This window comes from Variovorax sp. Soil_C_39, assembly GCF_057656815.1.
In genome coordinates this window covers 170132-194925 of sequence record NZ_JBDGJQ010000006.1, presented here as the reverse complement: position 1 = coordinate 194925, position 24794 = coordinate 170132, and the positions used below count along the sequence as shown (strand labels likewise).

General features: G+C 68.8%; 18 protein-coding genes. 7 read left to right on the top strand and 11 right to left on the bottom strand.

Translation table 11 applies throughout. From position 1 onward, the window contains the following. The first annotated feature begins 64 nt into the window (after nucleotides 1-64). Nucleotides 65-787 carry a GntR family transcriptional regulator gene (locus AC3A6J_RS17620; protein WP_487861264.1) on the top strand — a complete coding sequence of 241 codons (723 nt, stop codon included), beginning with the start codon at nucleotides 65-67 and terminating at the stop codon, nucleotides 785-787. Nucleotides 788-942: 155 nt separating this feature from the next. Here AC3A6J_RS17620 and AC3A6J_RS17615 read toward each other — a convergent pair whose 3' ends face one another. From AC3A6J_RS17615 to AC3A6J_RS17585, 7 genes are all read right to left on the bottom strand, one after another. Continuing rightward, nucleotides 943-2814: a potassium transporter Kup gene (locus tag AC3A6J_RS17615; protein WP_487861263.1), complete on the bottom strand. Its 1872-nt coding sequence runs from the start codon at nucleotides 2812-2814 to the stop codon at nucleotides 943-945. A gap of 175 nt (nucleotides 2815-2989) precedes the next feature. After that, the gene (gene gshA / locus AC3A6J_RS17610) at nucleotides 2990-4309 is read right to left on the bottom strand and encodes a glutamate--cysteine ligase (RefSeq protein WP_487861262.1); all 1320 of its coding nucleotides are present in this window, start codon (nucleotides 4307-4309) and stop codon (nucleotides 2990-2992) included. 125 nt (nucleotides 4310-4434) lie between these two features. Then, on the bottom strand, nucleotides 4435-5730 hold the full coding sequence (locus AC3A6J_RS17605; RefSeq protein WP_487861261.1) for a glutamate-5-semialdehyde dehydrogenase: 1296 nt from the start codon (nucleotides 5728-5730) through the stop codon (nucleotides 4435-4437). Between the two features lie 71 nt (nucleotides 5731-5801). Beyond that, nucleotides 5802-6887: a DNA polymerase III subunit delta gene (gene holA, locus AC3A6J_RS17600; RefSeq protein ID WP_487861260.1), complete on the bottom strand. Its 1086-nt coding sequence runs from the start codon at nucleotides 6885-6887 to the stop codon at nucleotides 5802-5804. 16 nt (nucleotides 6888-6903) lie between these two features. Next, entirely contained in the window at nucleotides 6904-7425 is a 522-nt protein-coding gene (locus AC3A6J_RS17595) for an LPS-assembly lipoprotein LptE (RefSeq protein ID WP_487861259.1), read from the bottom strand. A 24-nt stretch (nucleotides 7426-7449) separates the two neighbouring features. Then, on the bottom strand, nucleotides 7450-10092 hold the full coding sequence (gene leuS, locus AC3A6J_RS17590; RefSeq protein ID WP_487861258.1) for a leucine--tRNA ligase: 2643 nt from the start codon (nucleotides 10090-10092) through the stop codon (nucleotides 7450-7452). Between the two features lie 45 nt (nucleotides 10093-10137). Next, complete coding sequence (locus AC3A6J_RS17585) at nucleotides 10138-11637, bottom strand: SidA/IucD/PvdA family monooxygenase (protein ID WP_487861257.1); 1500 nt, start codon at nucleotides 11635-11637, stop codon at nucleotides 10138-10140. A 132-nt stretch (nucleotides 11638-11769) separates the two neighbouring features. Between AC3A6J_RS17585 and glgB the strand changes: the two genes are divergently transcribed. The 5 genes from glgB (at nucleotide 11770) to AC3A6J_RS17560 (ending at nucleotide 21518) form a co-directional block, all read left to right on the top strand. Continuing rightward, entirely contained in the window at nucleotides 11770-13935 is a 2166-nt protein-coding gene (gene glgB, locus AC3A6J_RS17580) for a 1,4-alpha-glucan branching protein GlgB (RefSeq protein WP_487861256.1), read from the top strand. A 79-nt stretch (nucleotides 13936-14014) separates the two neighbouring features. Beyond that, the gene (glgX, locus tag AC3A6J_RS17575) at nucleotides 14015-16174 is read left to right on the top strand and encodes a glycogen debranching protein GlgX (RefSeq protein ID WP_487861255.1); all 2160 of its coding nucleotides are present in this window, start codon (nucleotides 14015-14017) and stop codon (nucleotides 16172-16174) included. Continuing rightward, nucleotides 16171-17499 (top strand): glucose-1-phosphate adenylyltransferase, encoded by a 1329-nt coding sequence (glgC, locus tag AC3A6J_RS17570; RefSeq protein ID WP_487861254.1) that lies wholly within the window; start codon nucleotides 16171-16173, stop codon nucleotides 17497-17499. Before glgX ends, glgC begins: the two co-directional genes overlap by 4 nt. Before the next feature lie 11 nt (nucleotides 17500-17510). Beyond that, nucleotides 17511-18983, top strand: a complete 1473-nt coding sequence (gene glgA / locus AC3A6J_RS17565; RefSeq protein ID WP_487861253.1) for a glycogen synthase GlgA — start codon at nucleotides 17511-17513, stop codon at nucleotides 18981-18983. Nucleotides 18984-19046: 63 nt separating this feature from the next. Beyond that, nucleotides 19047-21518, top strand: a complete 2472-nt coding sequence (locus tag AC3A6J_RS17560) for a glycogen/starch/alpha-glucan phosphorylase (protein ID WP_487861252.1) — start codon at nucleotides 19047-19049, stop codon at nucleotides 21516-21518. An 18-nt stretch (nucleotides 21519-21536) separates the two neighbouring features. Here AC3A6J_RS17560 and AC3A6J_RS17555 read toward each other — a convergent pair whose 3' ends face one another. The 4 genes from AC3A6J_RS17555 to AC3A6J_RS17540 form a co-directional block, all read right to left on the bottom strand. Next, nucleotides 21537-22004: an ExbD/TolR family protein gene (locus AC3A6J_RS17555; protein WP_487861251.1), complete on the bottom strand. Its 468-nt coding sequence runs from the start codon at nucleotides 22002-22004 to the stop codon at nucleotides 21537-21539. Nucleotides 22005-22017: 13 nt separating this feature from the next. Beyond that, nucleotides 22018-22716 (bottom strand): MotA/TolQ/ExbB proton channel family protein, encoded by a 699-nt coding sequence (locus AC3A6J_RS17550; RefSeq protein WP_487861250.1) that lies wholly within the window; start codon nucleotides 22714-22716, stop codon nucleotides 22018-22020. 24 nt (nucleotides 22717-22740) lie between these two features. Then, complete coding sequence (gene dapB, locus AC3A6J_RS17545; protein ID WP_487861249.1) at nucleotides 22741-23577, bottom strand: 4-hydroxy-tetrahydrodipicolinate reductase; 837 nt, start codon at nucleotides 23575-23577, stop codon at nucleotides 22741-22743. 113 nt (nucleotides 23578-23690) lie between these two features. Further along, nucleotides 23691-24251: an outer membrane protein assembly factor BamE gene (locus AC3A6J_RS17540; protein WP_487861248.1), complete on the bottom strand. Its 561-nt coding sequence runs from the start codon at nucleotides 24249-24251 to the stop codon at nucleotides 23691-23693. 89 nt (nucleotides 24252-24340) lie between these two features. Here AC3A6J_RS17540 and fur point away from each other — a divergent pair, with 89 nt between their 5' ends. Continuing rightward, complete coding sequence (gene fur, locus AC3A6J_RS17535; protein WP_487861247.1) at nucleotides 24341-24760, top strand: ferric iron uptake transcriptional regulator; 420 nt, start codon at nucleotides 24341-24343, stop codon at nucleotides 24758-24760. Nucleotides 24761-24794 lie beyond the last annotated feature (34 nt).

Genomic DNA, 24794 nt, shown 5'->3' with positions numbered 1-24794 from the left:
CGATGCGCGGCACTCGATAATCGGCGCGTTCTCGTCCACGCCCCGACCGCACCTCCTCCCGCTCATGGCCCGCACCCCCGCCTCGAAGAAGCCCACCGCTGCACGTCCGCCGCCCGACGACGCTGACGTCGAGGAACGCATCTACCGCTCGGTGTTCGAGGGCGTGACGCACCAGCGCCTCGCGCCCGGCACCAAGCTGCCCGAGGCGTCGCTGTGCGCGTTGTTCGGCGTGAGCCGGGCGATGGTGCGCAAGGTGCTGCAACGGCTGGCCCACGACCACATCGTGGAGCTGCGGCCGAACCGCGGCGCGATCGTGGCAATGCCCTCGCCCGAGGAGACGCGGCAGATCTTCGAGGCCCGCCGCGCGCTCGAGGCCGCGCTGGTGCGCATGGCGGTGCGCAACGCCACGCGCACCGAGATCGCCGAGCTGCGGCGACACCTGAAGGAAGAACATGCGGCGATGCACCGCTACACGCAGCCCGAATGGGCGCGTCTCGCGAGCTCGTTCCACCTGCGCGTGGCACGGCTCGCGCGCAACCCGATCCTGGAGCGCTACCTGAGCGAGCTCATGTCGCGCTGCTCGCTGATCGTGGCGCTCTACGAGCCGCCCGGCAATGCCGCCTGCGAGCACGACGAGCATGCGGAACTGGTCGACGCGATCGCGCGCGGCGACGCAGACGAGGCCGTGCGTTTGATGGAAGCGCACCTGCTGGTGCTCGAACGCAACATCGCGCTCGACCGGCCGGCTGCAGCACGCAGCCTGGGACAGATGCTGGGCCTGGGCTGAGGCCTCCGTGACTCAGTCTTCCATGTCGCTGCGCACCACTGGCAGCACTTGAAACGCCACAGGTTCAGCCCAGTGCACCCGCGGAACCGGCTTCGCCGGGCCGCCGGGTGCGCCCCCCAGTGGGGGGAGGCGCCGCAGGCGCTTCGGGGGGCGTCTCAGATCTCGATCTTGGAGCCCAACTCCACCACGGCATTGTTCGGCAGCCCGAGGAAGGCCGCCGCGCCGCTCGCGTTGTGGTGCATCGTCGCGAACAGCTTCTCGCGCCAGGGCGCCATGCCGCTGGCGAGCGTGGGAATGACCACGTCGCGCGAGAGAAAGTAGCTCGTCGACATGGGCTCGAGCTGGCAGCCGCGCAGGCGGGCGTTGTCGAGTGCGCGCGGCAGGTCGACGTCGTTCTTGAAGCCGTAGTGCACGATGACCTGCCAGCAATGGTGGCCGAGCGCCTCGATCTCGATGCGCTTGTCCATCGGTATCCATGGCACCTCGTGGTTGCGCACCGTGACGAACAGGTTCTGCTCGTGCAGCACCTTGTTGTGCTTGAGGTTGTGCAGCAGCGCATTGGGCACCACGCCAGGTTCGGCCGTGAGGAACACCGCGGTGCCCTCCACGCGCGCGGGTGGGCTCACGAACACGGAGTCGAGAAACTCCTTCAGCGCGATCGCATCGGCGCGCTGCACCTCGCCCATGAGGCGGCGGCCCTCCTTCCAGGTGATCATCAGCGTGAACACCGCGCCACCGATGACGAGCGGAAACCAGCCGCCTTCGAACAGCTTGAGCAGGTTCGAGGCAAAGAACATGAAGTCGACCGCGAAGAAGACCGCGGTCGAGGCAATGCACACCGCCAGCGGCAGCTTCCACGCGTAGCGGATCACGAAGAAGGTCAGCACCGTGGTGATCAGCATGTCGGTGGTCACCGCGATGCCGTAGGCCGCGGCCAGGCTGCTCGACGAACGGAACATCAGCACCGCCAGCACGATGGCCGCGAACAGGCCCCAGTTGACGATCGGGATGTAGATCTGGCCCGCGGCGCGCACGCTGGTGTGCTCGATGTTCATGCGCGGGAGATAGCCGAGCTGGATCACCTGGCGCGTGACGCTGAAGGCGCCGGTGATGAGCGCCTGCGATGCGATCACCGTGGCCAGGGTGGCCAGCAGCACCAGCGGGATCAGCGCCCATTCGGGTGCCATCATGAAGAACGGATTCTTCACCGCCTCGGGGTTCTCGAGCAGCAGCGCGCCCTGGCCGAAGTAGTTGAGCGTGAGCGCGGGCATCACCACCGTGAACCACGCCACGCGGATCGGCCGCTTGCCGAAGTGGCCGAGGTCGGCATAGAGCGCCTCGGCGCCGGTCACGCAGAGCACCGTGGCGCCCAGCAGGATGAAGCTCGTGCCCGGGTTGTCCCAGATGAACTTCATCGCATACCAGGGGCTGATCGCCTTGAGGATCTCGGGGTGCTGCACGATCTGCGTGACGCCGAGCACCGCGATGGCCGCGAACCAGGTCAGCGTGATCGGGCCGAAGAACTTGCCGATGCCCGCGGTGCCGCGCTTCTGCACCACGAACAGGCCGAACAGCACCACCAGCGTGATCGGCAGCACGTAGTGCTTGAAGTGCGGCGACACGACCTCGAGGCCCTCGACCGCCGACAGCACCGAGATGGCCGGCGTGATGACGCCGTCGCCATAGAAGAGCGAGGTGCCGAAGATGCCCACCAGCAGCAGCACGTTGCGCAGCCGCGGCTTGTCGGCCACGGCGCGCGAGGCCAGCGCCAGCATCGCCACGAGGCCGCCCTCGCCTTCGTTGTCGGCCCGCAGCACCAGCACCACGTACTTGATCGACACGATGACGGTGAGCGTCCAGAAGAACATCGACAGGATGCCGTAGACGTTCTCGATCGTGAACGGCAGGTGCCCGTGGTTGAACACCTCCTTGACGGCATACAGGACGCTGGTGCCGATGTCGCCGTAGACGACACCGATGGTGCCGATGATCAGGGCAGCGGCGGAAGAGGCTTTGGGTGGGGACACGAAGTCGGTGGAAAAAGGACGAACCGCGCGCGTGCAACCAAGTCACACATGCAAGGATGCGCCCGTCGCGGCCCTGCGGCCGCCGCGCACATCCCCCCGCCCTCTTGTTTCCTTTTGCTGTGAGGCCGCTATTTTGCCGCTGCCCGCCGCCGCCGCAAGCCGCCCCCGAAAATCATTATTCGTAGACTTCGGCGTCCGGGTCGGTGGCTTCCAGCTCGTAGCTCGCGGCCACCATGGCCAGGCGGCCGACCACGCCGTACATGTAGAAGCGGTTCGGCGCGCTCGCGCCGGGCTTGGCGCCGGGCTGCGGCAGGTGCGCGCTGTCGGAGAACGCCAGCGGCACGAAATTGGCGCCCGGCAGCTTGAGGTTCTCGTCGGGGTTGCGCTCGGCATGCACGCGGTAGAAGCCGCCGACCACGTAGCGGTCCATCATGTAGACCACGGGCTCGGCCACGCCGTTGTGTACCCGTTCGTTGGTCAGCACGCCTTCCTGCACGATCACTTCGCCGGGGCCGCGCAGCGCCCGGGCCGCGGCCCCCGCGCGCGTGGTGGCCGCTGCCGCGCGCGGCTTCGTGGCGCCCACCAGGGCTTCGACCTCGCGCGCATCGCGCACCGTGATCACGCCGGGCCCGTCACCGCCGACATGGCCCTTGACGATCACGAAGGGCTTCTCGTTGATGCCGTATTCCTTGTATTTGCGGCGCACCTTGGTGAGCACCGCGTCGACGTGGCTCGTGAGCACGTCGATGCCGCGGCCTTCGGCGAAGTCGACGCCCTCGGCGCGGGCGTAGATCGGGTTGATGAGCCAGGGATCGATGCCGAGCAGCTTGCCGAAGCGCTTCGAGAGCTCTTCGTAGCTGTGCAGGTGGTTGCTCTTGCGGCGCACCGACCAGCCCGCATGCAGCGGCGGCAGCAGGTACTGCTCGTGCAGGTCCTCGAGGATGCCCGGCGTGCCCGCCGAGAGCTCGTTGTTGAGCAGGATGGTGCACGGGTCGAAGTTCTTCAGGCCCAGCCGGCGCTTGGTGCGCACCACGGGCTCGAGGCACACCGTCTCGCCGTTGGGCAGCTCGATCTTCTTGGGCGACTTGATGGCCGGATCGATCGAGCCGACGCGCACGTTGAGTCCCGCCATGTGGAAGATGCGCACCAGCTGCGCCACGTTGGCCAGATAGAAGGTGTTCTTCGAATGGTTCTCGGGAATGACGAGCAGGTTGCGCGCCTCGGGACAGATCTTCTCGATCGCCGCCTGGGCCGCCTGCACCGCGAGCGGGAGCATCTCCTTGGTGAGATTGTTCCAGCCGCCCGGGAACAGGTTAGTGTCGACCGGCGCGAGCTTGAAGCCGGCATTGCGGATGTCGACCGAGCTGTAGAACGGCGGCGTGTGCTCCATCCATTCGAGGCGGAACCAGCGCTCGATCGCGGGCGTCGAGTCGAGCACCCGCTGCTCCAGTTCGTTGATCGGGCCGGTCAGGGCGGTGACGAGATGCGGAACCATGCGGCGGCCTTGTTGGTTTTGTACTTGGAGAGCTAGAGCAGAATTGTAGGATTTGGGGATGGCCGCCCCGATGACAAGACCCGCGAAAGGCCAGGCGGCCGGTGCAGGCCCCCGCCGCCGGCGCCTCAGCCGCGGACTTCGCCCTGCCCGAGCACCACGTACTTGAGCGAAGTCAGCCCCTCGATGCCGACCGGCCCGCGCGCATGGAATTTGTCGGTGCTGATGCCGATCTCGGCGCCGAGGCCGAACTCGAAACCGTCAGCGAAGCGTGTGCTCGCATTGACCATGACGCTCGCCGAATCGACTTCGCGCAGAAAGCGCTGCGCATGCACATGGTCGCGCGTGACGATCGCGTCGGTGTGGTGGCTCGAGTAGCGGTTGATGTGTGCGATCGCCTCGTCGAGGCCCTCGACCACCTTGATGCTGATGACGGCCGCGAGGTATTCCTCCGACCAGTCGGACTCGACCGCATCGACGACCTGCGCGCCGGCGCCGGCCAGCGCCTCGTCCGAGCGCAGGATGCGGGCCGCAGTCGGGTCGCAGCGCATCTCGACGCCCTTGGCCGCGAAGATCGCGGCGATGCGCGGCAGGAAGTCGTCGGCCACCGCGGCCGAGACCAGCAGGCCCTCGGCGGCGTTGCAGGGGCTGTACTTCTGGGTCTTGGCGTTGTCGACGATGCGCAGCGCCATTTCGAACTCGGCCGAATCGTCCACGTAGACATGGCAATTGCCGTCGAGGTGCTTGATGACGGGCACCTTGGCGTCGCGGCTGATGCGCTCGATCAGGCCCTTGCCGCCGCGCGGGATGATCACGTCCACAAACTCGGGCATGGCGATCAACTGGCCCACGGCCTCGCGGTCGGTGGTCTGCACCAATTGCACCGCATCGACCGGCAGGCCGGCCTCCTCGAGCGCGCCGGCCACGAGCAGCGCCAGCGCCTTGTTCGACTCGATCGCCTCCGAGCCGCCGCGCAGGATGGCCGCGTTGCCGCTCTTGATCGCGAGGCTGGCGGCCTCGATGGTCACGTTGGGACGGCTTTCGTAGATCATGCCGAAGACCCCGATCGGCACCCGCATCTGGCCCACGCGAATGCCGCTGGGCTGCTGCTTCATGCCGATGATCTCGCCAATCACGTCGGCCATGCCGGCGAGCTGCTCGCAGCCGAGCGCCACGGTCTCGAGGACCTTGGGCGTGAGCTTGAGCCGGTCGACCATGGGCGCGGGCAAGCCGGCCGCGGTGGCGCGCTCCAGGTCCTTCTGGTTGGCTGCCGCGAGCGCCGGGCCGGCCTCGCGCAGGCGCTTGGCGAGCGCCTTCAGCGCTCTGTTTTTTGTAGCTGCATCCGCACGTGCCATGAGGAATGCGGCAGTTTTGGCCTGCAGCCCGAGGGTCTGCATGTGCTCGCTGACGTTGAAGGCGTTCATGCGCGGCATTTTCCCACGCCAACCCTGCGCGCGGCTGACACGGGCTTTTCCGCGTTGCGGGCTGGCGCCGCTCAGGCCCGCCGCGCTGTGCTGGCGTTGTTGCTGTTGCCGCTGCTGCAGGCGCGGCAGAGCATGAGCGCGAGCCGCTGCAGCGCCTGCCAGCCGCTCGCGGGCCAGTCGGGCTGCTTGAGCCCCTTGCAGATGCCGTCGACCACGTGGGCCGCGCGCAGCAGCCGCGCGAGCATGCGGTCGTCGAGCCGCGGCAGCACGCGCTCGAAGGCCCGTTCCTTCGCGCCCCAGACGCGGTTCTCGCGCAGCGCCATGGGCAGCGGGCGGCCCGCCGCCATCGCATCCTTCACGCGCTTGAGTGCGCGGATGTCCTCGGCCAGCGTGTAGTGCACCAGCACCTCGGCCTCGCCCTCGGCCTGCAGCCCGTCGAGCATGCGCGCCACGCGCTGCGGGTTGCCGGCGAGCACGGCTTCCGAGAGCTTGAAGACGTCGTAGCGCGCCACGTTGTTGACCGCGGCCTCGACCTGCTCCCAGGCCAGCTCGCCCGCGGGGTACAGCAGCGCGAGCTTCTGGATCTCCTGGTGCGCGGCCAGCAGGTTGCCTTCGACGCGATCAGCAAAGAACTGCAGCGTGCGCTGGCCCTCGTCGCCGGGCATTACGCGCTGGCCCTGCAACCCCAGGCGCTGCGCGATCCACTGCGGCAGCGCGGCGCGCTCGACCGGATCGACCTGGATGCTCACGCCGTTGTTCTCGAGCGCCGAGAACCACGCGCCGGTGCGGGTCGCCTTGTCGAGCCGCGGCAGCATCACGAGCGTGAGCGTGCTGTCGTTGCCCTGCGCCGCTTCGGCGAGTTGCTGCAGCGCCGTGCTGCCGTCCTTGCCGGGCTTGCCCGAGGGGATGCGGATCTCGACGATCTGCTTGTCGGCGAACAACGAGAGCGAGCCGCCGGCCGCGAGCACCGCGCTCCAGTCGAAGTGCGCGCCGGCCACGGTGTACGAACTGCGCTCGGTGTAGCCCTGCGTGCGCGCCGCGGCGCGGATCGCGTCGGCCGCCTCCTGGGCCAGCAGCGGCTCGTCGCCGTGGATGGCGTAGAGCGGCTTCAGGCCCTTCTGCAGATGGGCGCCGAGCTGGGCGCTGGCAAGTTGCATGCTGCTGCGGCCGTCTTCAGAGTTGCTTGACCGCCGCGAGCCGGCGCAGCATCTGTTGCGCGATGTCGGACTGCATGTCGCGGTAGAGCAGCTCGGCCTCGCCCTCCTTCGCGAGCGCGTTGGTCTCGTTGAAGCTCAGGTCGCGCGTCTGCGCCACTTCGGTCGGCGGCAGCAGGGCCTTGCCACCTGGCGTGCGCAGCGCGAAGCGCACGCGCAGCTGCAGCTGCAGTTCGCGCAACAGGCCGGCCGAATTGGTCGAGATCACGATCCGGTCGCGGCTCTCGCCGAGCATCTCGAGGATCGCGTCGGCCGTCTGCGCCTCGGCGGGAGGCACCAGCGTCACGGTGCCGGCGGCGCGCAGCTCGCGCCGCAGCCGGTTGATCAGTTCGGAGTTGCCCGAGAGCGACAGGGTCTTGAAGGCGAACACCGGCGCACGGCGCAGCTCGAAGCCGCAGCCGGCCAGGCCGAGGCCCGCGCTGGCGGCGGCCAGGCCGAGAAGGAAGCCGCGGCGCGGCAGCGAGGCAGTGCGATGGTTCATGCTTCTTTCGTTTTACTCAACGTCTCAGAGGACCACGTTGACGAGGCGGCCCGGCACCACGATGACGCGCTTGGCCGGTGCGCCCTCGGCGAACTTGACGAAATCGTCGCAGGCGAGCGCGAGCTTCTCGATCTCGTCCTTCGAGGCCTCGGCGGGCACCAGCAGCTTGCCGCGCAGCTTGCCGTTGACCTGCAGCATGAGCTCGACCTCGTCCTGCGTGAGCGCGCCCACGTCCACCACGGGCCAGGGCGCATCGAGCAGGTCGCCCATGGCCTTGTCGTAGCCCAGGCCCTGCCAGAGCTGGTGCGTGAGGTGCGGCGTGGCCGGGTAGAGGCAGCGCAGCAGGATGCCGAAGCCTTCGCGCACCGCGGCGGCGTCGCCGGGGCTGCCGTCAGTTTTGAAACCTTCGACCGCGTTCAAGAGCTTCATCGCGCCCGACACCACGGTGTTGTATTGCATGCGCTGGTAGTCGTAGTCGATCTGGCGCAGCACCGTATGCACCTCGCGGCGCAGGGCCTGGGCTGCCTTGCCGAACGACTGGCCGGCGATCTCCACGGGCTGCGCGTCGGCCTGCGCCAGGCCGAAGTTCCAGACCCGGCGCAGGAAGCGGAAGCTGCCCTCGACCGCGGCGTCGTTCCATTCGAGCGTGGCCTCGGGCGGCGCGGTGAACATGGTGTAAAGGCGCGCGGTGTCGGCACCGTACTTTTCGATCAGGTCCTGCGGATCGACGCCGTTGCGTTCGCTCTTGCCCATCTTGCCGACACCGCCGTACACCAGCTGCGTGCCGTCGGCCAGCGTGCCGCCGGTGATGCGGCCCTGCGCGTCGAGCACCGGCGTCACGTCGGCCGGCGGGAAGTAGTCCTTGCCGCCCTTGTCGCTGCGCCGGTAGTAGATGTGGTTGAGCACCATGCCCTGCGTGAGCAGCTTGCTGAAGGGCTCGTCGACCTTCACCAGGCCCAGGTCGCGCATCACCTTGGTCCAGAAGCGTGCGTAGAGCAGGTGAAGAATCGCGTGCTCGATGCCGCCGATGTACTGGTCCATCGGCATCCAGTAGTCGGCGCCCCCGGCGACCATGGCCTCGTCGTTCTTCGGGTCGCAGTAGCGCATGAAGTACCACGAGCTGTCCACGAAGGTGTCCATCGTGTCGGTCTCGCGGCGCGCGGACTTGCCGCACACGGGGCAGACGACGCCGGCATGAAAGCCCTCGTGCTTGGCGAGCGGGTTGCCCGAGCCGTCGGGCACGCAGTCGGTCGGCAGCACCACGGGCAGGTCCTTCTCGGGGACCGGCACCGCGCCGTGCTCGTCGCAGTGGATGATCGGGATCGGCGTGCCCCAGTAGCGCTGGCGGCTCACGCCCCAGTCGCGCAGGCGCCAGGTGGTCTGCAGCCCGCCCAGGCCCTTCTGGCCGAGCGCATGCGCCACGGCGGCCACGGCCTCCTTGTGGCGCATGCCGCTGAAGTTGTCGGAGTTGATGGTCACGCTGCGCTGCCCGGATTCGTCCTTCAGGGCGTACCAGTCCTGCCACCGGTGGTAGTCGAAGTGCGGCTCGTCGTCGACCAGCACCACCTGGATGATCTCGAGGCCGTACTTGTTGGCGAACGCGAAGTCGCGCTCATCGTGCGCGGGCACGCCCATCACGGCGCCGTCGCCATAGCTCATGAGCACGTAGTTGCCCACCCACACCGGCACCAGCTCGTCGGTGATCGGATGCCGCACGCTGAGCCCGGTGGGCACGCCCTTCTTCTCCTGCGTGGCGAGTTCGGCCTCGGTGGTGCCGCCGGCCTTGCATTCCTCGATGAAGTCAGCGACCTTGGCGTCGAGCGTGGCGGCATGCATCGCAAGCGGATGCTCGGGCGCGACGGCGCAAAAGGTCACGCCCATGATGGTGTCGGCGCGCGTGGTGAACACGTACATGCGGCCGTCCTGGATCAGGCTGCCGCTCGCGTCCTTGATGTCGTGCGTGAAGGCGAAGCGCACGCCCTCGCTCTTGCCGATCCAGTTCTCCTGCATCAGCTTGACGCGCTCGGGCCAGCCCGGCAGCTTGTGCTGGGTGTGCTCGAGCAGCTCTTCGGCGTAGTCGCTGATCTTGAGGTAGTAGCCCGGGATCTCGCGGCGCTCGACCGTGGCACCGGTGCGCCAGCCCTTGCCGTCGATCACCTGCTCGTTGGCCAGCACGGTCTGGTCGACCGGGTCCCAGTTGACGACCTGGGTCTTGCGGTAGGCAATGCCCTTTTCGAGCATCTTCAGGAACAGCCACTGGTTCCACTTGTAGTAGCTCGGGTCGCAGGTGGCGACCTCGCGGCTCCAGTCGATCGCCAGGCCCATGGCCTGGAGCTGGCCGCGCATGTAGTCGATGTTCTCGTAGGTCCACTTGGCCGGCGGCACCCCGTTCTTGAGCGCCGCGTTCTCGGCCGGCAGGCCGAAGGCGTCCCAGCCCATCGGCATCAGCACGTTGTAGCCGCTCATGCGCAGGTAGCGCGTGAGCATGTCGTTGATCGTGTAGTTGCGCACATGGCCCATGTGCAGCTTGCCGCTCGGGTACGGCAGCATCGAGCAGGCGTAGTACTTCTTGCGGCTCGCGTCCTCGATGACGCGGTAGGCATCGGCGGCGCTCCATTGCGCCTGGGCAGCGGACTCGACGTCGCTGGGTTTGTAGCTGGGGTTCATGACGGTTCGGCAAGAGCCCGGCGCGGGGCGGCCGGGGAAGGCGGATTATCGCCCTGGCGCCGGCCGCTCGGCCGGCGGCGGCGCGGGCACCCATTCGTCGCCGAAGAGCTCGGGTTCGGCAAAGGCCTGGAGCCTGGCGAAGTGGTGCTCGAAGTCCTCGCGGTAGAAGAGGCCCGCGATGCCGCCCGCCAGGCGCCGCGCACCGTCACTGATCGCGGGAATGTCGCCCGAGACCGTGCCGTGCGACAGCGCCGCGGGGTAGCAGAAGCAGTGGACCCGGTCCAGCCCCGGGCAGGCGCCCGGGGCGCGCTCCTGCAACTCGAACACCGGCCCGAGGTCGGGCGAATCGGCCAGTTCCTGGTCCTCGTCGCCGGGCGCGGGCACGAAGCGCTCCTTCCAGGTGCGCACGTGCGCCGCGATGGCCGCGAACTCGGGGCGGTGCGCCCAGTCGACCTTGAAGCCGGTCGAGACGATGAGGAAGTCGACGACGAAGTCGCCCCGCGGCGTGACGACGCGCATCGCTTCGCCCTGCGGCTCGACCGCCTGCACCGGGCAGCCGAAATTGAAGAAGGCGTTGGGATGGCGCGACACGCGCAGCGTGCTGCCATGCGGCGGCGGCACGTTGAGCACATTGATGTAGTGGCGCAGGCGCCATTTGGCTTCGTCGGGCAGGTCGTAGTGCCCCTGCGTCAGGCCGGGCACGCCGGCGCCCTTGGCCTTGTTGACGCGCGGCAGGTCGGGGCGGCGGATCAGCAGCTCGACGCTGTGCGCACCGGCCTCGAGCGCCGTGGCCGCGCTGTCCATCGCCGACGAGCCGGCGCCGACGATGCCGACCCGCAGTCCTGCGAGGCGGCCGTAGTCCATCTCGTCGGACGAGTGCGCCCAGCGCTCGCGCGACAGCGCCGCCACGAAGGCCGGCACCGCGGGGCCGCCGAGCCCGTCACGCCCGGTGGCGAGCACCACGCGGCGCGCGAGCACATGCTGCGGCATGCCCGCGGGCGCGCGCAGGTCGAGCCGCACTGGCCCGGCCGCCGCCAGCGGCGCGATGCGGGTGACGGCCGTGTCGTTGCGCACCTCCACCGCCATCACGCGCCGGTACCAGCGCAGGTAGTCCATCCATTGCAGGCGTGGGATCTTGTCCAGCCCGCCCCAGGCCTCGGCGCCGAATTGGGCCTCGAACCAGGCCCGGAAAGTCAGCGCCGGCAGGCCGAGCGCGGGGCCGGTCAGCTCCTTGGGCGAGCGCAGGGTTTCCATGCGCGCCGTGGTGGCCCACGGCCCCTCGAACCCGGCCGGCGCGCGGTCGAACACCACCGCGCGGATGCCCTGCTGCGCCAGCGCCGCCGCCGCGGCGAGCCCGGCCTGGCCGCCGCCGACGATCGCCACCTCGAGCACCGCCTCGCCCTCGTGCGCGCAGGCTGGCATCCAGGCGCGCGCGGGCCAGCCGAGACACTCCAGGTCTTTGGCTAGCCGGCGCTCGAGCGCGGCAAGGCCTTCCGGCCGGTCGGGGATGGAGGGAGCAGAAAAAGAAGCAGCGTCGGTGGTCATCTGACAGGCAAACGGGATCGGCGGGGACGCCATCGCGTGGCGGGCCCGTGCAGTGTAGAAAGCTTCGTCGTCGTCATGCGGCCGGGCCCGGATCTCGCATGGCACGATGATTCTCTTCAGACCAAGGACAGCATGCATCTCCCCGAACGCGAGGTCCGCGCCCTGATGCGCGCCGAACACGGTGATCCGTTTGCCGTGCTGGGGCCGCACCAGACGCGCGACGGCCTGCAGGTGCGTGCGCTGCTGCCCGGCGCCAAGAGCGTGGCCGTGGTGCACACGCGCACCGGCTGGCCGCTCGCGATGCTGGCCCGGCACGAGGAGTCCGACCTCTTCACCGGGCTGGTGCCCGCGGCCGAGGCGCTGCTGGGCTATTCGTTCGAGGTCGACTGGGGCGCGCACAGCGCGCGGCTCGAAGACCCCTACCGCTTTCCGTTCGTGCTCGGCGATACCGACGTGTGGCTGCTCGCCGAGGGCACGCACCTGCGGCCCTGGGAGCGGCTCGGTGCGCACCTGCGCGAGATCGACGGCGTGAAGGGCGTGGCTTTCGCGGTCTGGGCGCCGAATGCGCGGCGCGTCTCGGTGGTCGGCGACTTCAACAACTGGGACGGCCGGCGGCACATGATGCGGCTGCGCCGCGAGTGCGGCGTGTGGGAAATCTTCGCGCCGCAAGTGGCCACCGGCGACGCCTACGAATTCGAGATCCTGTCGGCCGAGGGCGAGCTGCTGCGCAAGGCCGACCCCTACGCCTTCTCGGCGCGCCTTCGGCCCGAGACCGCCTGCGTCGTGGCGCCGCTGCCCGCGCCGGTGCCGCTGCCGCCCGGCCGCGCCGCCGCCAACGACCGCCATGCGCCGATCAGCATCTACGAAGTGCACCTCGGCTCGTGGCGGCGCAAGAACGACGGCCGCGACTGGCTCGACTACCGCGAGCTGGCCGACACGCTGGTGCCCTATGTGCGCGACATGGGCTTCACGCACATCGAGCTGCTGCCGGTCAGCGAGCATCCGTTCGACGGATCGTGGGGCTACCAGCCCATCGGCCTGCATGCCCCGAGCTCGCGCTTCGGCACGCCCGGCGATTTCCGCCATCTGGTCGAGGCCGCACATGCCGCCGGCCTCGGCGTGATCCTCGACTGGGTGCCCGCGCACTTCCCGACCGACGCGCACGGCCTCGGCCGCTTCGACGGCACCGCGCTGTACGAATACGCCGACCCGCGCGAGGGCTTCCACAACGACTGGCAGACGCTGATCTTCAACTACGCGCGCACGGAGGTTCGCAACTACCTCGTCGGCAATGCGCTCTACTGGCTCGAGCGCTATGGCGTCGATGGCCTGCGCGTGGATGCGGTGGCCTCCATGCTCTACCGCGACTACAGCCGCCAGGCCGGCGAATGGGTACCCAACATCGACGGCGGGCGCGAGAACCTCGAGGCCATCGACTTCCTGCGGCGCATGAACCATGTCGTGGGCACCGAGCGCCCCGGTGCCTTCACCGTCGCCGAGGAATCGACGAGCTTTCCCGGCGTCACGCGGCCGCCCGAGGCGGGTGGGCTGGGCTTTCACTTCAAGTGGAACATGGGCTGGATGAACGACACGCTGGCCTATGCCGGCACCGACCCGGTTCACCGCAGCCACCACCACGAACAGATCACCTTCGGCCTCATGTATGCGCACAGCGAGAACTTCGTGCTGCCGCTGTCGCACGACGAGGTGGTGCACGGCAAGGGTTCGATGATCACGCGCATGCCCGGCGACGCCTGGCAGAAGTTCGCGGGCCTGCGCAACCTGTACGGCTACCTCTGGGCCTACCCGGGCAAGAAGCTGCTCTTCATGGGTGGCGAGTTCGCGCAGGAAGCCGAGTGGAATGCCGACCGCAGCCTCGACTGGCATCTGCTCGCGCACGCGGCGCACCAGGGCGTGCGGCGGCTGGTGCGCGACCTGAACAACGTGTACCGGCACTTTCCGGCCCTGCACGAGCTCGACGCCGAGCGCGCCGGCTTCGAGTGGACGGTGCATGACGACCGGGCGCAGTCGGTGTTCGGCTTCGTGCGGCGCGGGCGCGACGGATCGTTCGTGGTCGTGGCGTGCAACTTCACGCCGATGGTGCGTGAGGGATACCGGCTGGGCGTGCCTGCGGCGGGGGACTATCGCGAGGTGATCAATACGGATGCCGTTGTGTATGGGGGCAGCGGGGTTCACAACGACGTGGTTCGGGGCGAGGCTGTTGCGTGGCATGGAAAATCGCACTCGATGGAAGTGAACTTGCCGCCGCTGGCGACTGTGATGTGGGTGTTGGTTTGATGCTTTTGTTTTTGTGTTTCGAAGGCCGGGTCTCGCCCCGGCGGGACCCGGCCCCGGAAAACACCACGCCAAAGACCACATGCTGACCCCAGGCTCGTCATACCCCCTGGGCGCAACCCCCACGCCACACGGCGTGAACTTCGCCCTCGTCGCCCCGAACGCCGAGGCCGTCGACCTCTGCCTCTTCGACAGCACCGGCCAGCACGAACAGCAGCGCCTGAGATTGCCCGCCTTCACCGACGGCGTCTGGCACGGTCAGCTCCCCAGCGCGCGCCCTGGGCTGGTCTATGGTTACCGGGTGCACGGCCCCTGGATTCCGCATGAAGGCCATCGCTTCAATCCCGCGAAGTTGCTGCTCGACCCCTACGCCCGCGAGATCGTCGGCCGCTACGACGGCAGCGACGTCTTCCTCGGACACGACCCCGCCAACCCGCTGCGGCGCGACACGCGCGACAACGCCGCCGTCGCGCTCAAGGCCCGCGTCGCCGCGCCGGATCTTGCGTTGCCCTCGCTCGGCCATGCCCGCATTGCGCCCGGCGACCGGGTGCTCTGCGAAATTCACGTGCGCGGCCAGACGCGGCTGCACCCGGCCGTTCCCGAACCATTGCGCGGCACCTACGCCGGCCTCGCCGAACCCGCGGTGCTCGACCACCTGCAGCGCCTCGGCGTCACCACGCTGAGCCTGATGCCGGTGCAGCACCGTGCCGACGAAGAGCGCCTTCTCAAGATGGGGCTCAGCAACTACTGGGGCTACAACACCATCGGATGGTTCGCGCCCGAGGCGCGCTACTGGAGCGGCAGCGCCGGCAGCACACCCGCAAGCGAATTCCGCGCGCTCGCCGATGCCGTGCATGCGCGCGGCATGGAGCTCGTGATCGACGTGGTCTACAACCACAGCGCCGAGACCGACGAGTTCGGTCCCACGCTGTCGCTGCGCGGCATCGACAACGCGCTGTACTACCACCTGCTTGCCGACGACCACGCGCGCTATGCCAACTGGACCGGCTGCGGCAACTGCCTGAAGCTCGCAGAGCCGCGCGTGCTGCAGCTCGTGATGGACAGCCTGCGCCACTGGGCCTGCACGCTCGGTGTCGACGGCTTCCGCTTCGATCTTGCGCCGGCGCTCGGGCGCGGAGCCGACGGCGAGTTCGACCCCCGTGCACCCTTCCTTGCCGCCATCGCGCAGGACCCGGTGCTTTCGCGCACGCTGCTGATCGCCGAACCCTGGGACATCGGGCCGGGCGGCTACCGGCTCGGCGAGTTCCCGCCGGGCTGGCTCGAATGGAACGACCGCTACCGCGACACGCAGCGCGGCTTCTGGCTGCGACAGGGCCGCGACGGCGCCACGGGGCTCGGCGATTTCGCGCACCGGCTCACCGCGTCGAGCGCAGAGTTCGCGCACGACGGGCGCGCGCCCACGGCAAGCGTCAACTTCATCACCGCGCACGACGGCTTCACGCTGCGTGACCTGGTGAGCTACGACGAGCGACACAACCTCGCGAACGGCGAGGGCAACCGAGACGGCCATGCGCACAACCTCAGCAACAACTGCGGCGTCGAGGGACCGAGCGACGACCCTGCCGTGGAGGCCGAGCGCGGCCGCTTGCAGCGCGCGTTGCTCGCGACGCTGCTGCTGTCGCAGGGCACGCCGATGCTGCTGGCCGGTGACGAACTCGGCCACAGCCAGCAAGGCAACAACAACGCCTACTGCCAGGACAACGAAACCACCTGGCTGCGATGGGACGACACGGCGCGGTTGAGCACTTTCGTGGCAAGGGTTGCGGCCCTGCGGCGCGAGGCGTCCGTGCTGCGTCACGCCAGCTGGTGGCCGGCCCAGGCGCCGCCCGGCGCGCCAGCGATCCGCTGGCTGCGGCCCGACGGTGAGCCCATGGCAGAGGCCGATTGGCGCGCCGGCACGGCGCTTGCAATCCGGTTCGAGGCGCCCACGGCGTCGGAGGCCGGCTGGCTCGTGCTCGTCAACGTGGGGGCGCAGGCCACATCGTTCGTGCTGCCGCCGGGCAACTGGCACCTGCGTCTCGCGACCGATGCGCCCGACGGCATCGGCGCCGCGACCGGCATCGGGTCCGGCATGGTGGAAGTGCCCCGCGGCAGCCTGTGGGTTGCGGCAACGCATGCGGCGGCAGCGCAGCACGGTGCTAGGCTGGATGCCGGCGACGGCGACAAAGCCAAACAGCATCCGATGAACCCAGACGAACAGACGCACGGAGACCCGACATGAACAACTACAACAACAGCAGCAACAACAACGCTTCGCAGGCGGCACCGCTCCAGGCCCACCAGCTGGTTCGCCGCACCATCGCGCTGGTACTGGCCGGCGGCCGGGGCTCGCGCCTCAAGCAGCTGACCGACCGCCGCGCGAAGCCGGCGGTGTACTTCGGCGGCAAGTTCCGCATCATCGATTTCGCGCTGTCGAACTGCCTCAACTCGGGCATCCGGCGCATGGCGGTGGTCACGCAGTACAAGTCGCACTCGCTGATGCGCCACCTGCAGCGCGGCTGGAGCTTCCTGCGCGCCGAGCTCAACGAGATGGTCGACGTGCTGCCCGCGCAGCAGCGCACCGGCGACGAGCACTGGTACCGCGGCACCGCCGACGCGGTGTTCCAGAACCTCGACATCCTTCAGACCCGCTCGACCAAGCACGACTACGTGGTGGTGCTGGCTGGCGACCACATCTACAAGATGGACTACTCGATCATGGTCAAGGACCATGCCGAGCACGGCCTGGGCTGCACGGTCGGCTGCATCGAGGTGCCGCGCATGGAGGCCACGGCGTTCGGCGTGATGGCCGTCGACGGCGAGCGCCGGATCACGGACTTTCTCGAAAAGCCGGCCGACCCGCCCGCGATGCCGGGCCATCCCGACACGGCGCTCGCCAGCATGGGCATCTACGTGTTCGACTCCGCCTACCTCTACCAGCTGCTCGAGGAGGACGCCGCCAATCCCGATTCGAGCCACGACTTCGGCAAGGACATCATCCCGCGCGCCGTGGCCGAGGGCCGCGCGGTGGCGCACCCTTTCGGGATGTCGTGCGTCACGCGGGCCTCGCGCGGACCCGACGCCAAGGCCTACTGGCGCGACGTGGGCACGATCGATGCATTCTGGGCTGCCAACCTCGACCTGGCCTCGATCACACCCGAACTCGACATCTATGACACGGACTGGCCCATCTGGACCTACCAGCGGCAATTGCCGCCGGCCAAGTTCGTGCTCGACCGCGACGGCCACCACGGCATGACGGTCAACACCATCGTCTCGGGCGGCTGCATCGTCTCGGGCTCCAAGGTCAGCAGCTCGGTGCTGTTCTCGGGCGTGCGCATCCATTCGTTCTGCGAGATCCACGAGGCGGTGCTGCTGCCCGACGTGGAGGTGGGCCGCGGCTGCCGCCTCACGCGCGTGGTGATCGACCGCGGCTGCGTCGTTCCCGACGACATGGTGATCGGCGAGGACGCCGCTGCCGACGCCGCGCGCTTCGAGCGCACCGAGGCCGGCGTGGTGCTGGTCACGCGCGAGATGCTCCAGCGCCTTGCGACTTCTGCCGCCTGAACATCCGCAGAATGCGTATTCTCCAGGTCAGCGCCGAGTTCTATCCCCTGCTCAAGACCGGTGGCCTCGCCGACGTGGCGGGCGCGCTGCCGGTCGCGCTGAGGGCCGCGGCACAGGACGCGCGCGTGCTGCTGCCGGGCTTTCCGGCGATCCGCGCCGGCGTGCGCGGCCTCGCGCCCGTGGCCGAGTTCGCGGCGCCCTGGGGCGAGCGCTGCATGCTGCTCGCCGGCGAGATCGCCGCAGCCGATGCGGGGGCGTCGATCCCGGCCTACGTGGTCGATGCGCCCGCGCTGTACGACCGGCCCGGCAATCCCTACGAAGACCCGTCGCGCCGGCCGTATGCCGACAACCACCGGCGCTTTGCGCTGCTGGGCTGGGCGGCGGCCCGGCTCGCGCACGGTCTCGATGCTGCATGGCGGCCCGAAGTGGTGCATGCGCACGACTGGCACGCCGGCCTGGCGCCCGCCTACATGGCCTTTGCGCGCAGTGACGGCGGGCCGCGCGTGGGCAGCGTGTTCACGGTGCACAACCTCGCCTACCAGGGGCTCTTTCCGGCCGCGGATTTCGGCGAGCTCGGCCTGCCCGCGGCCGCCTTCCATTTCGACGGGCTCGAATACCACGGCCAGCTCTCGTTCATGAAGGGCGGGCTTCATTTCGCCGACCGCCTCACGACCGTGAGCCCCACCTATGCGCGCGAGATCCAGACGCCCGAACAGGGCTGCGGCCTCGACGGCCTGCTGCGCCGGCGCAGCAACGTGCTCGACGGCATCCTCAATGCAGTCGACGAGAAGGTCTGGAATCCCGCGCACGATGCCGCGCTGGTGCAGGGTTTCCACACGCCCGAAGGCCGGCACATGGCCGGCAAGGCGCGCTGCAAGGCGGTGCTGCAGCATCAGTTGGGGCTCGCGCAGCGCAGCGATGCGCCGCTCTTCATCCTGGTGAGCCGGCTCACAGAGCAGAAGGGCCTGCACCTCGTGCTCGAGGGCCTCGACGCGCTCTTGGCCGAGGGCGGCCAGCTCGCGCTGCTCGGCAGCGGCGAGGCCTGGCTCGAAGAGGCTTTCCGCGCACGCGCGGCGGCGGCTCCGCAGGCCGTGAGTGTCACGATCGGCTACGACGAGACGCTCGCGCACCAGCTCTTCGGCGCCGGCGACGTGACGTTGGTGCCCTCGCTCTACGAGCCCTGCGGCCTGACCCAGATGTACGGCCTGCGCTACGGCAGCCTGCCGCTGGTGCACCGCGTCGGCGGCCTGGCCGATACGGTCGTCGATTGCACGCTCGAGGACCTGGCCAGCGGCGACGCCACGGGCTTCGTTTTCGAGCGCTTCGAGGCGGGCGACTACCATCGTGCGCTTCGCCGCGCGTTCGCCCTCTACCGGCGCGCACCCGACTGGCGGCGCGTGCGCGGCAATGCGATGCGCAGGCCCGCCGACTGGGCCGCCGCGGCGGCCCGCTACATCGATGTCTACCAGAAGGCAATGGAATAGCGCTCCAACCACATGCCTCGACTCAGGGAGAACAACACGAAACCACGGACACCCAAGACGCCCATGACGATCAAAGACTTCGCCTACGACCATCCCGACCGCGACGTTGCCGCGTTCAAACGTGCGCTCGCGAACAAGCTGATCTATGCCGTCGGCAAGGACCCCGTCGCGGCGAGCCAGGACGACTGGCTGCACGCCACCGCACTCGCCGTGCGCGACCAGCTGGTCGAACGCTGGATGGCCACCACGCGCGCGAACTACGCGCAGGACCTCAAACGCGTGTACTACCTCTCGATGGAGTTCCTCATCGGGCGGACCTTCACCAACGCACTGCTGGCGGTCGACCTTCACGACACGGTGCGCGATGCACTGGCCGACTTCGGCGTCGACATGGCGCAGCTCGCCGAGCGCGAGCCCGACGCGGCCCTCGGCAACGGCGGCCTGGGCCGGCTCGCGGCCTGCTTCCTCGATTCGATGGCGACCCTCGGCGTGCCCGGCATGGGCTACGGCATCCGCTACGAATACGGCATGTTCCGCCAGCGCATCGTCGACGGCAAGCAGGTCGAGACGCCCGACTACTGGCTCACGCGCGGCAACCCCTGGGAGTTCCAGCGGCCCGAGGTGAACTACCGCGTGCGCTTCGGTGGCCATGTGCAGAAGCGCGACGGTGCCGGCGGTGCCGAATGGGTCGACACCCACGACGTGCTCGCGGTCGCCTACGACACCATCATTCCGGGCTACGGCACGCAGGCGACCAACACGCTGCGCCTGTGGTCGGCGCGCGCCACCGAGGAGATCGACCTTTCGGCCTTCAACCGCGGCAACTACATGCAAGCGGTCGAGAGCAAGAACCATTCCGAGAACGTCTCGCGCGTTCTGTACCCCGATGACTCCACGCCCTCGGGCCGCGAGCTTCGGCTGCACCAGGAGTACTTCTTCTGCAGCGCGAGCGTGCAAGACCTGCTGCGGCGCTACCTGCGCACCCACGACAACTTCGACGCGCTTGGTGAAAAGGTCAGCATCCACCTCAACGACACGCACCCGGTGCTCGCGGTGCCCGAGCTCATGCGGCTGCTGCTCGACGAGCACGGCCTGTCGTGGGACGAGGCCTGGACCCAGACCCAGAAGGTCTTCAGCTACACCAACCACACGCTGATGCACGAGGCGCTCGAGACCTGGCCGGTCGAGATGCTCGGGCGCATCCTGCCGCGCCACCTGCAGATCATCTACGACATGAACGCGCGGTTCCTCGCCACGGTGACGCAGAAGGCCGGCGATGACGTCGAGCTGCTGCGCCGGCTCTCGCTCGTCGACGAGACCGGCGAGCGCCGCGTGCGCATGGCCTACGTGGCGGTGCTCGCGAGCCATTCGATCAACGGCGTCTCGGGGCTGCACTCCGAGCTGATGAAGCAGTCGATCTTCGCGGACTTCGCGCGGATCTTTCCCGAGCGCTTCAACAACAAGACCAACGGCGTCACGCCGCGGCGCTGGCTCGCGCAGGCCAATCCGCCGCTCGCGAGCCTGCTCGACCAGCGCCTGGGCAAGGGCTGGCGGCGCGACCTGTCGCAGCTCGAGGCGCTCCGGCCGATGGCCACGCAACCCGCGTTCGCACGCGCGTTCCGGCACGCCAAGCGCGAGAACAAGCTGCGCCTGGCCAACTGGGTCGAGCAGAACATGGGCATCGTGCTCGACACCGATGCGATGTTCGACGTGCAGGTCAAGCGCATCCACGAGTACAAGCGGCAGCTGCTCAACGTGCTGCACGTGATCACGCGCTATCACCGCATCCTCGATGCGCACGAGGCCGGCCGCCCGCTCGACATCGTGCCGCGCGTGGTGGTGTTCGCCGGCAAGGCGGCCTCGGCCTATCAGGTGGCCAAGCTCGTGATCCGGCTGATCAACGACGTGGCGCACACGGTCAACAACGATGCGCGCGTCGGCAAGCTGCTGAAGGTGGTGTTCCTGCCCAACTACAGCGTGAGCCTGGCCGAGATCATCATGCCCGCGGCCGACCTGTCGGAGCAGATCTCGACCGCCGGCACCGAGGCCTCGGGCACCGGCAACATGAAGTTCGCGCTCAACGGCGCGCTCACCATCGGCACGCTCGACGGCGCCAACGTGGAGATGCGCGACAACGTGGGTGCGGAGAACATCTTCATCTTCGGCAACACCACGCCCGAAGTGGCCGACATCCGCGCGCACGGCTACCAGCCGCGCGAGATCTACGAGAACGACCCCGAGCTCCTGCGCGTGCTCGATGCGATCCGCGACGGCGCGTTCTCCCCCGGCGAGCCCTCGCGCTACCAGGGCATCTACGACGCGCTGGTGAATTGGGGCGACCACTACCTGCTGCTGGCCGACTATGCGAGCTACGTCGCCAAGCAGGCCGAGGTCGACGCGCTCTACCTCGACGCCGAGGCCTGGACGCGCATGACGATCCTCAACGTCGCCGGCATGGGCGCGTTCTCGTCGGACCGCACGATCGCGCAGTACGCGCATGAGATCTGGCGGACGAAGCCAGTGGTGCTCGACTGAGTGTTGCCGCGGGCGGGGTCAGCGCGGCTGCGCGGCCGCGTCGGCCTCGGTCACGAAGCCGATGCGGCTCAGGCCCGCCTTGTTGGCGATGCCCATCAGCGCTACCACCCGGCCGTAGGGCACGGTCTGGTCGGCGCGCAGCTGGACCTCGGTGTCCTTGCTGTCGGCCGCGGCCTGCTGCAGCCGCTCGGCCAGTTGTTCGTCGGTGACCGGCCGGTCGTTGAAGAAGACCTTGCCCGCGGCATCGACCGAGACGCCGACGAACTTCGGCGTGTCGTTCGGCTGGCCGGCATCGGTCTGCGGCAGGTCGAGCTTGATCGAGCTTGCCATCAGCGGCGCGGTGATGATGAAGATCACCAGCAGCACCAGCATCACGTCGACCAGCGGCGTCACGTTGATGTCGGACAGCGGGCGCTGCCCGCCGGCGCCCGTGGCACGCCCGCCGCCGGCGGCGCTGCTGCCGAGCGAAGTGCGACCGAAGGCCATGCTGCGAACGCTCCTAGACCGGCATCGGCCGGGCGGGCGGCGGCGCGGCGGATGCCGGCGGGCTGCCGAAGCTGCCGAGCAGGTCGTGCGCGAAGCCCTCGAGCTCGGCTTCGATGCGGCCGATGACGCGGCCGAACACGTTGTAGGCCAGCACGGCCGGTATCGCCACCGCGAGGCCGAAGGCCGTCATGACCAGCGCCTCACCGACCGGTCCGGCCACCTTGTCGATGGTGAAGCCGCCCGCCTGGCCCGCGATGCCCGAGAGCGCGCCGTAGATGCCCCAGACCGTGCCGAGCAGGCCGACGAACGGCGCCGTGGCGCCGACGGTGGCAAGCAGGATCTGGCCCGACTGCAGGCGCCGGAGAGCGCCGTGCAGCGCGCCGCGCAAAGCGCGCGTGAGCCGCTGGTTGCGGTCGCCCACGGTCGCGCCGAGCGTGCCGCCGGCCGCATCGGCCGCCATGGTGCGCAAGGCCTCGACGGCCGGCCCCACGAGCGCGGCACGATCGAAGGCGCGCAGCTTCTGCTCGGCGTCCGCCAGCGTGGTGGACTGCCAGAAGGCCGCGATGCCGCGCAACACGTCGCGCGTGCCACCGCGCAGCAGCCAGGCCTTCCAGAGGATCACCACCCAGCTCGCGATCGACATCGCGAGCAGCAGCGCCGCCACCGAGCGGCTGACGCCGTCACCCTGGGTCAGCAGCTCGAGGACGCTCATCGGACGGCCTTTTATTGGTTTTTTTCAGCGAAGCCCGAGCACGTCGAACATGTCGAACAGCCCCGCCTTCTGCCCCGCGAGGAAGCGCACCGCGCGCAGCGCACCCTGCGCATAGGTCGAACGGCTCGCCGACTTGTGGGTGATCTCGATGCGCTCGCCGGTGCCCGCGAAGAGCACCGTGTGGTCGCCCACGATGTCGCCGCCGCGGATGGCCGAGAAGCCGATCGTCGACGGGTCGCGCTCGCCCGTGATGCCTTCGCGGGCATAGACGGCGCATTCCTTCAGGTCGCGGCCGAGCGCGTCGGCGATGACCTCGCCCATCTTGAGCGCGGTGCCCGACGGCGCATCGACCTTGTGGCGGTGGTGGGCCTCGATGATCTCGATGTCGTAGCCGGTCGCGAGCGCCTTGGCCGCCATCTCGAGCAGCTTGAACGTGACGTTGACGCCCACGCTCATGTTGGGGGCCAGCATGATCGCGACGTCCTTCGCGATCTCGGCGATCTCGGCCTTCTGCGCGTCGCTGAAGCCGGTGGTGCCGATCACGGCCTGCACGCCCAGCTCGCGGCAGATCTCGAGGTGCGCGAGCGTGCCTTCGGGACGCGTGAAGTCGATCAGCACCTGCGCATCCTGCAGGCCGGTGCGCAGGTCGGACACGATGGGCACGCCGCTCGTGAAGCCGAGGAAGGCCGCCGCATCGGCGCCGATCGCCTCGCTGCCGGCCATGTCGAGCGCGCCGGCCAGCCGGCAGTCGTGCGCCTCGCGCACGGCTTCGACGAGCATGCGGCCCATGCGGCCCGAGGCGCCGGCGATCGCGACGCGGCGCAGGGCCGGGGAAGAGGAGGTGGAAATGGATTCAGTCACGCGGATTCAGCCTTTTGAACTTGGCATGGGAACGGCAGGCCCGCCCGGAAGGTGTGAGGGAAACCGTCGCGGGCGCCTGTCGCGCAGCAGCAGCTTCCGTCGCACCTTCTTTGTCAGCGCGACGCTTCGAGCGGAGGATAGGCGGCGGGCAGCGGCGGCAGGTTCGCGGCCGCGGCGCCGGCATCGGCCTTTTTCTCGTCGGGCTTCGGTGCGAATTTCTTCAGTTCTTCTTCCGTGGCCTCGAGCTGCGGAACCTTGCTGCTCTTCTTGCGCGTGTCGAGCGTGGCGACGAATTCTTCCTCGCTGGGCATCGGATCGCCCTCGAAGCGGTCGAGCACCTCGCCGTTGAAGAACACGGTCAGCCGGCGTTCCTGCGGATCGACGCCCTGGCGGCGGATCGTGAAGACGTAGTCCCAGCGGTTGGTGTGGAAGACGTCCGTCAGCAGCGGCGTGCCGAGGATTTCACGCACCTGCTGGCGCGACATGCCGGGCTTGAGGGCCTCGACTTGCTGCTTCGAAACGAAATTGCCCTGGACCACCTCGACCTTGTAGGGCGTGATGGATGCGAGCGCACCCCGCGTGCGCTCGCTGAAGCCGCTGCAGGCGCTGAGGCTGAACGTCGCTGCGACGGCCGCGGCCAGCAGCCAGAAACGGCGTGGAAGGATGGCAGGCATGGGAGAGAAAAGAGGGGTAGCGATATGATCGGCCATTGTAGCGGCAGCCCCCTCGGGGCCGTCCCGCCGCCCAGGCGCAGGAATCCATCATGGCCAACATCGACGAACTCAAGAATACCGGCCTCAAGGCCACACTGCCGCGACTGAAGATCCTCGAGATCTTCCAGACCGGGAGCCAGCGCCACATGACGGCCGAAGACGTGTTTCGGGTGCTCCTGAACGAGCACTCCGACATCGGCCTGGCCACCGTCTACCGCGTGCTGACGCAGTTCGAGCAGGCCGGCATCCTCGAGCGCAGCCACTTCGAAAGCGGCAAGGCCGTGTACGAGCTCAACGAGGGCACGCACCACGACCACCTGATCTGCACCTCCTGCGGCAAGGTCGAGGAGTTCTACGACGCCGAGATCGAGCGCCGCCAGCAGATGATCTCCAAGGACAAGGGCTGGATCCTGCAGGACCACGCCATGTCGCTCTACGGCCTGTGCGCAGATTGCGCCAGTAGAAGGTAAAGCCCCCCCGACGCGGTCTCTTCCGCGAAGCAGC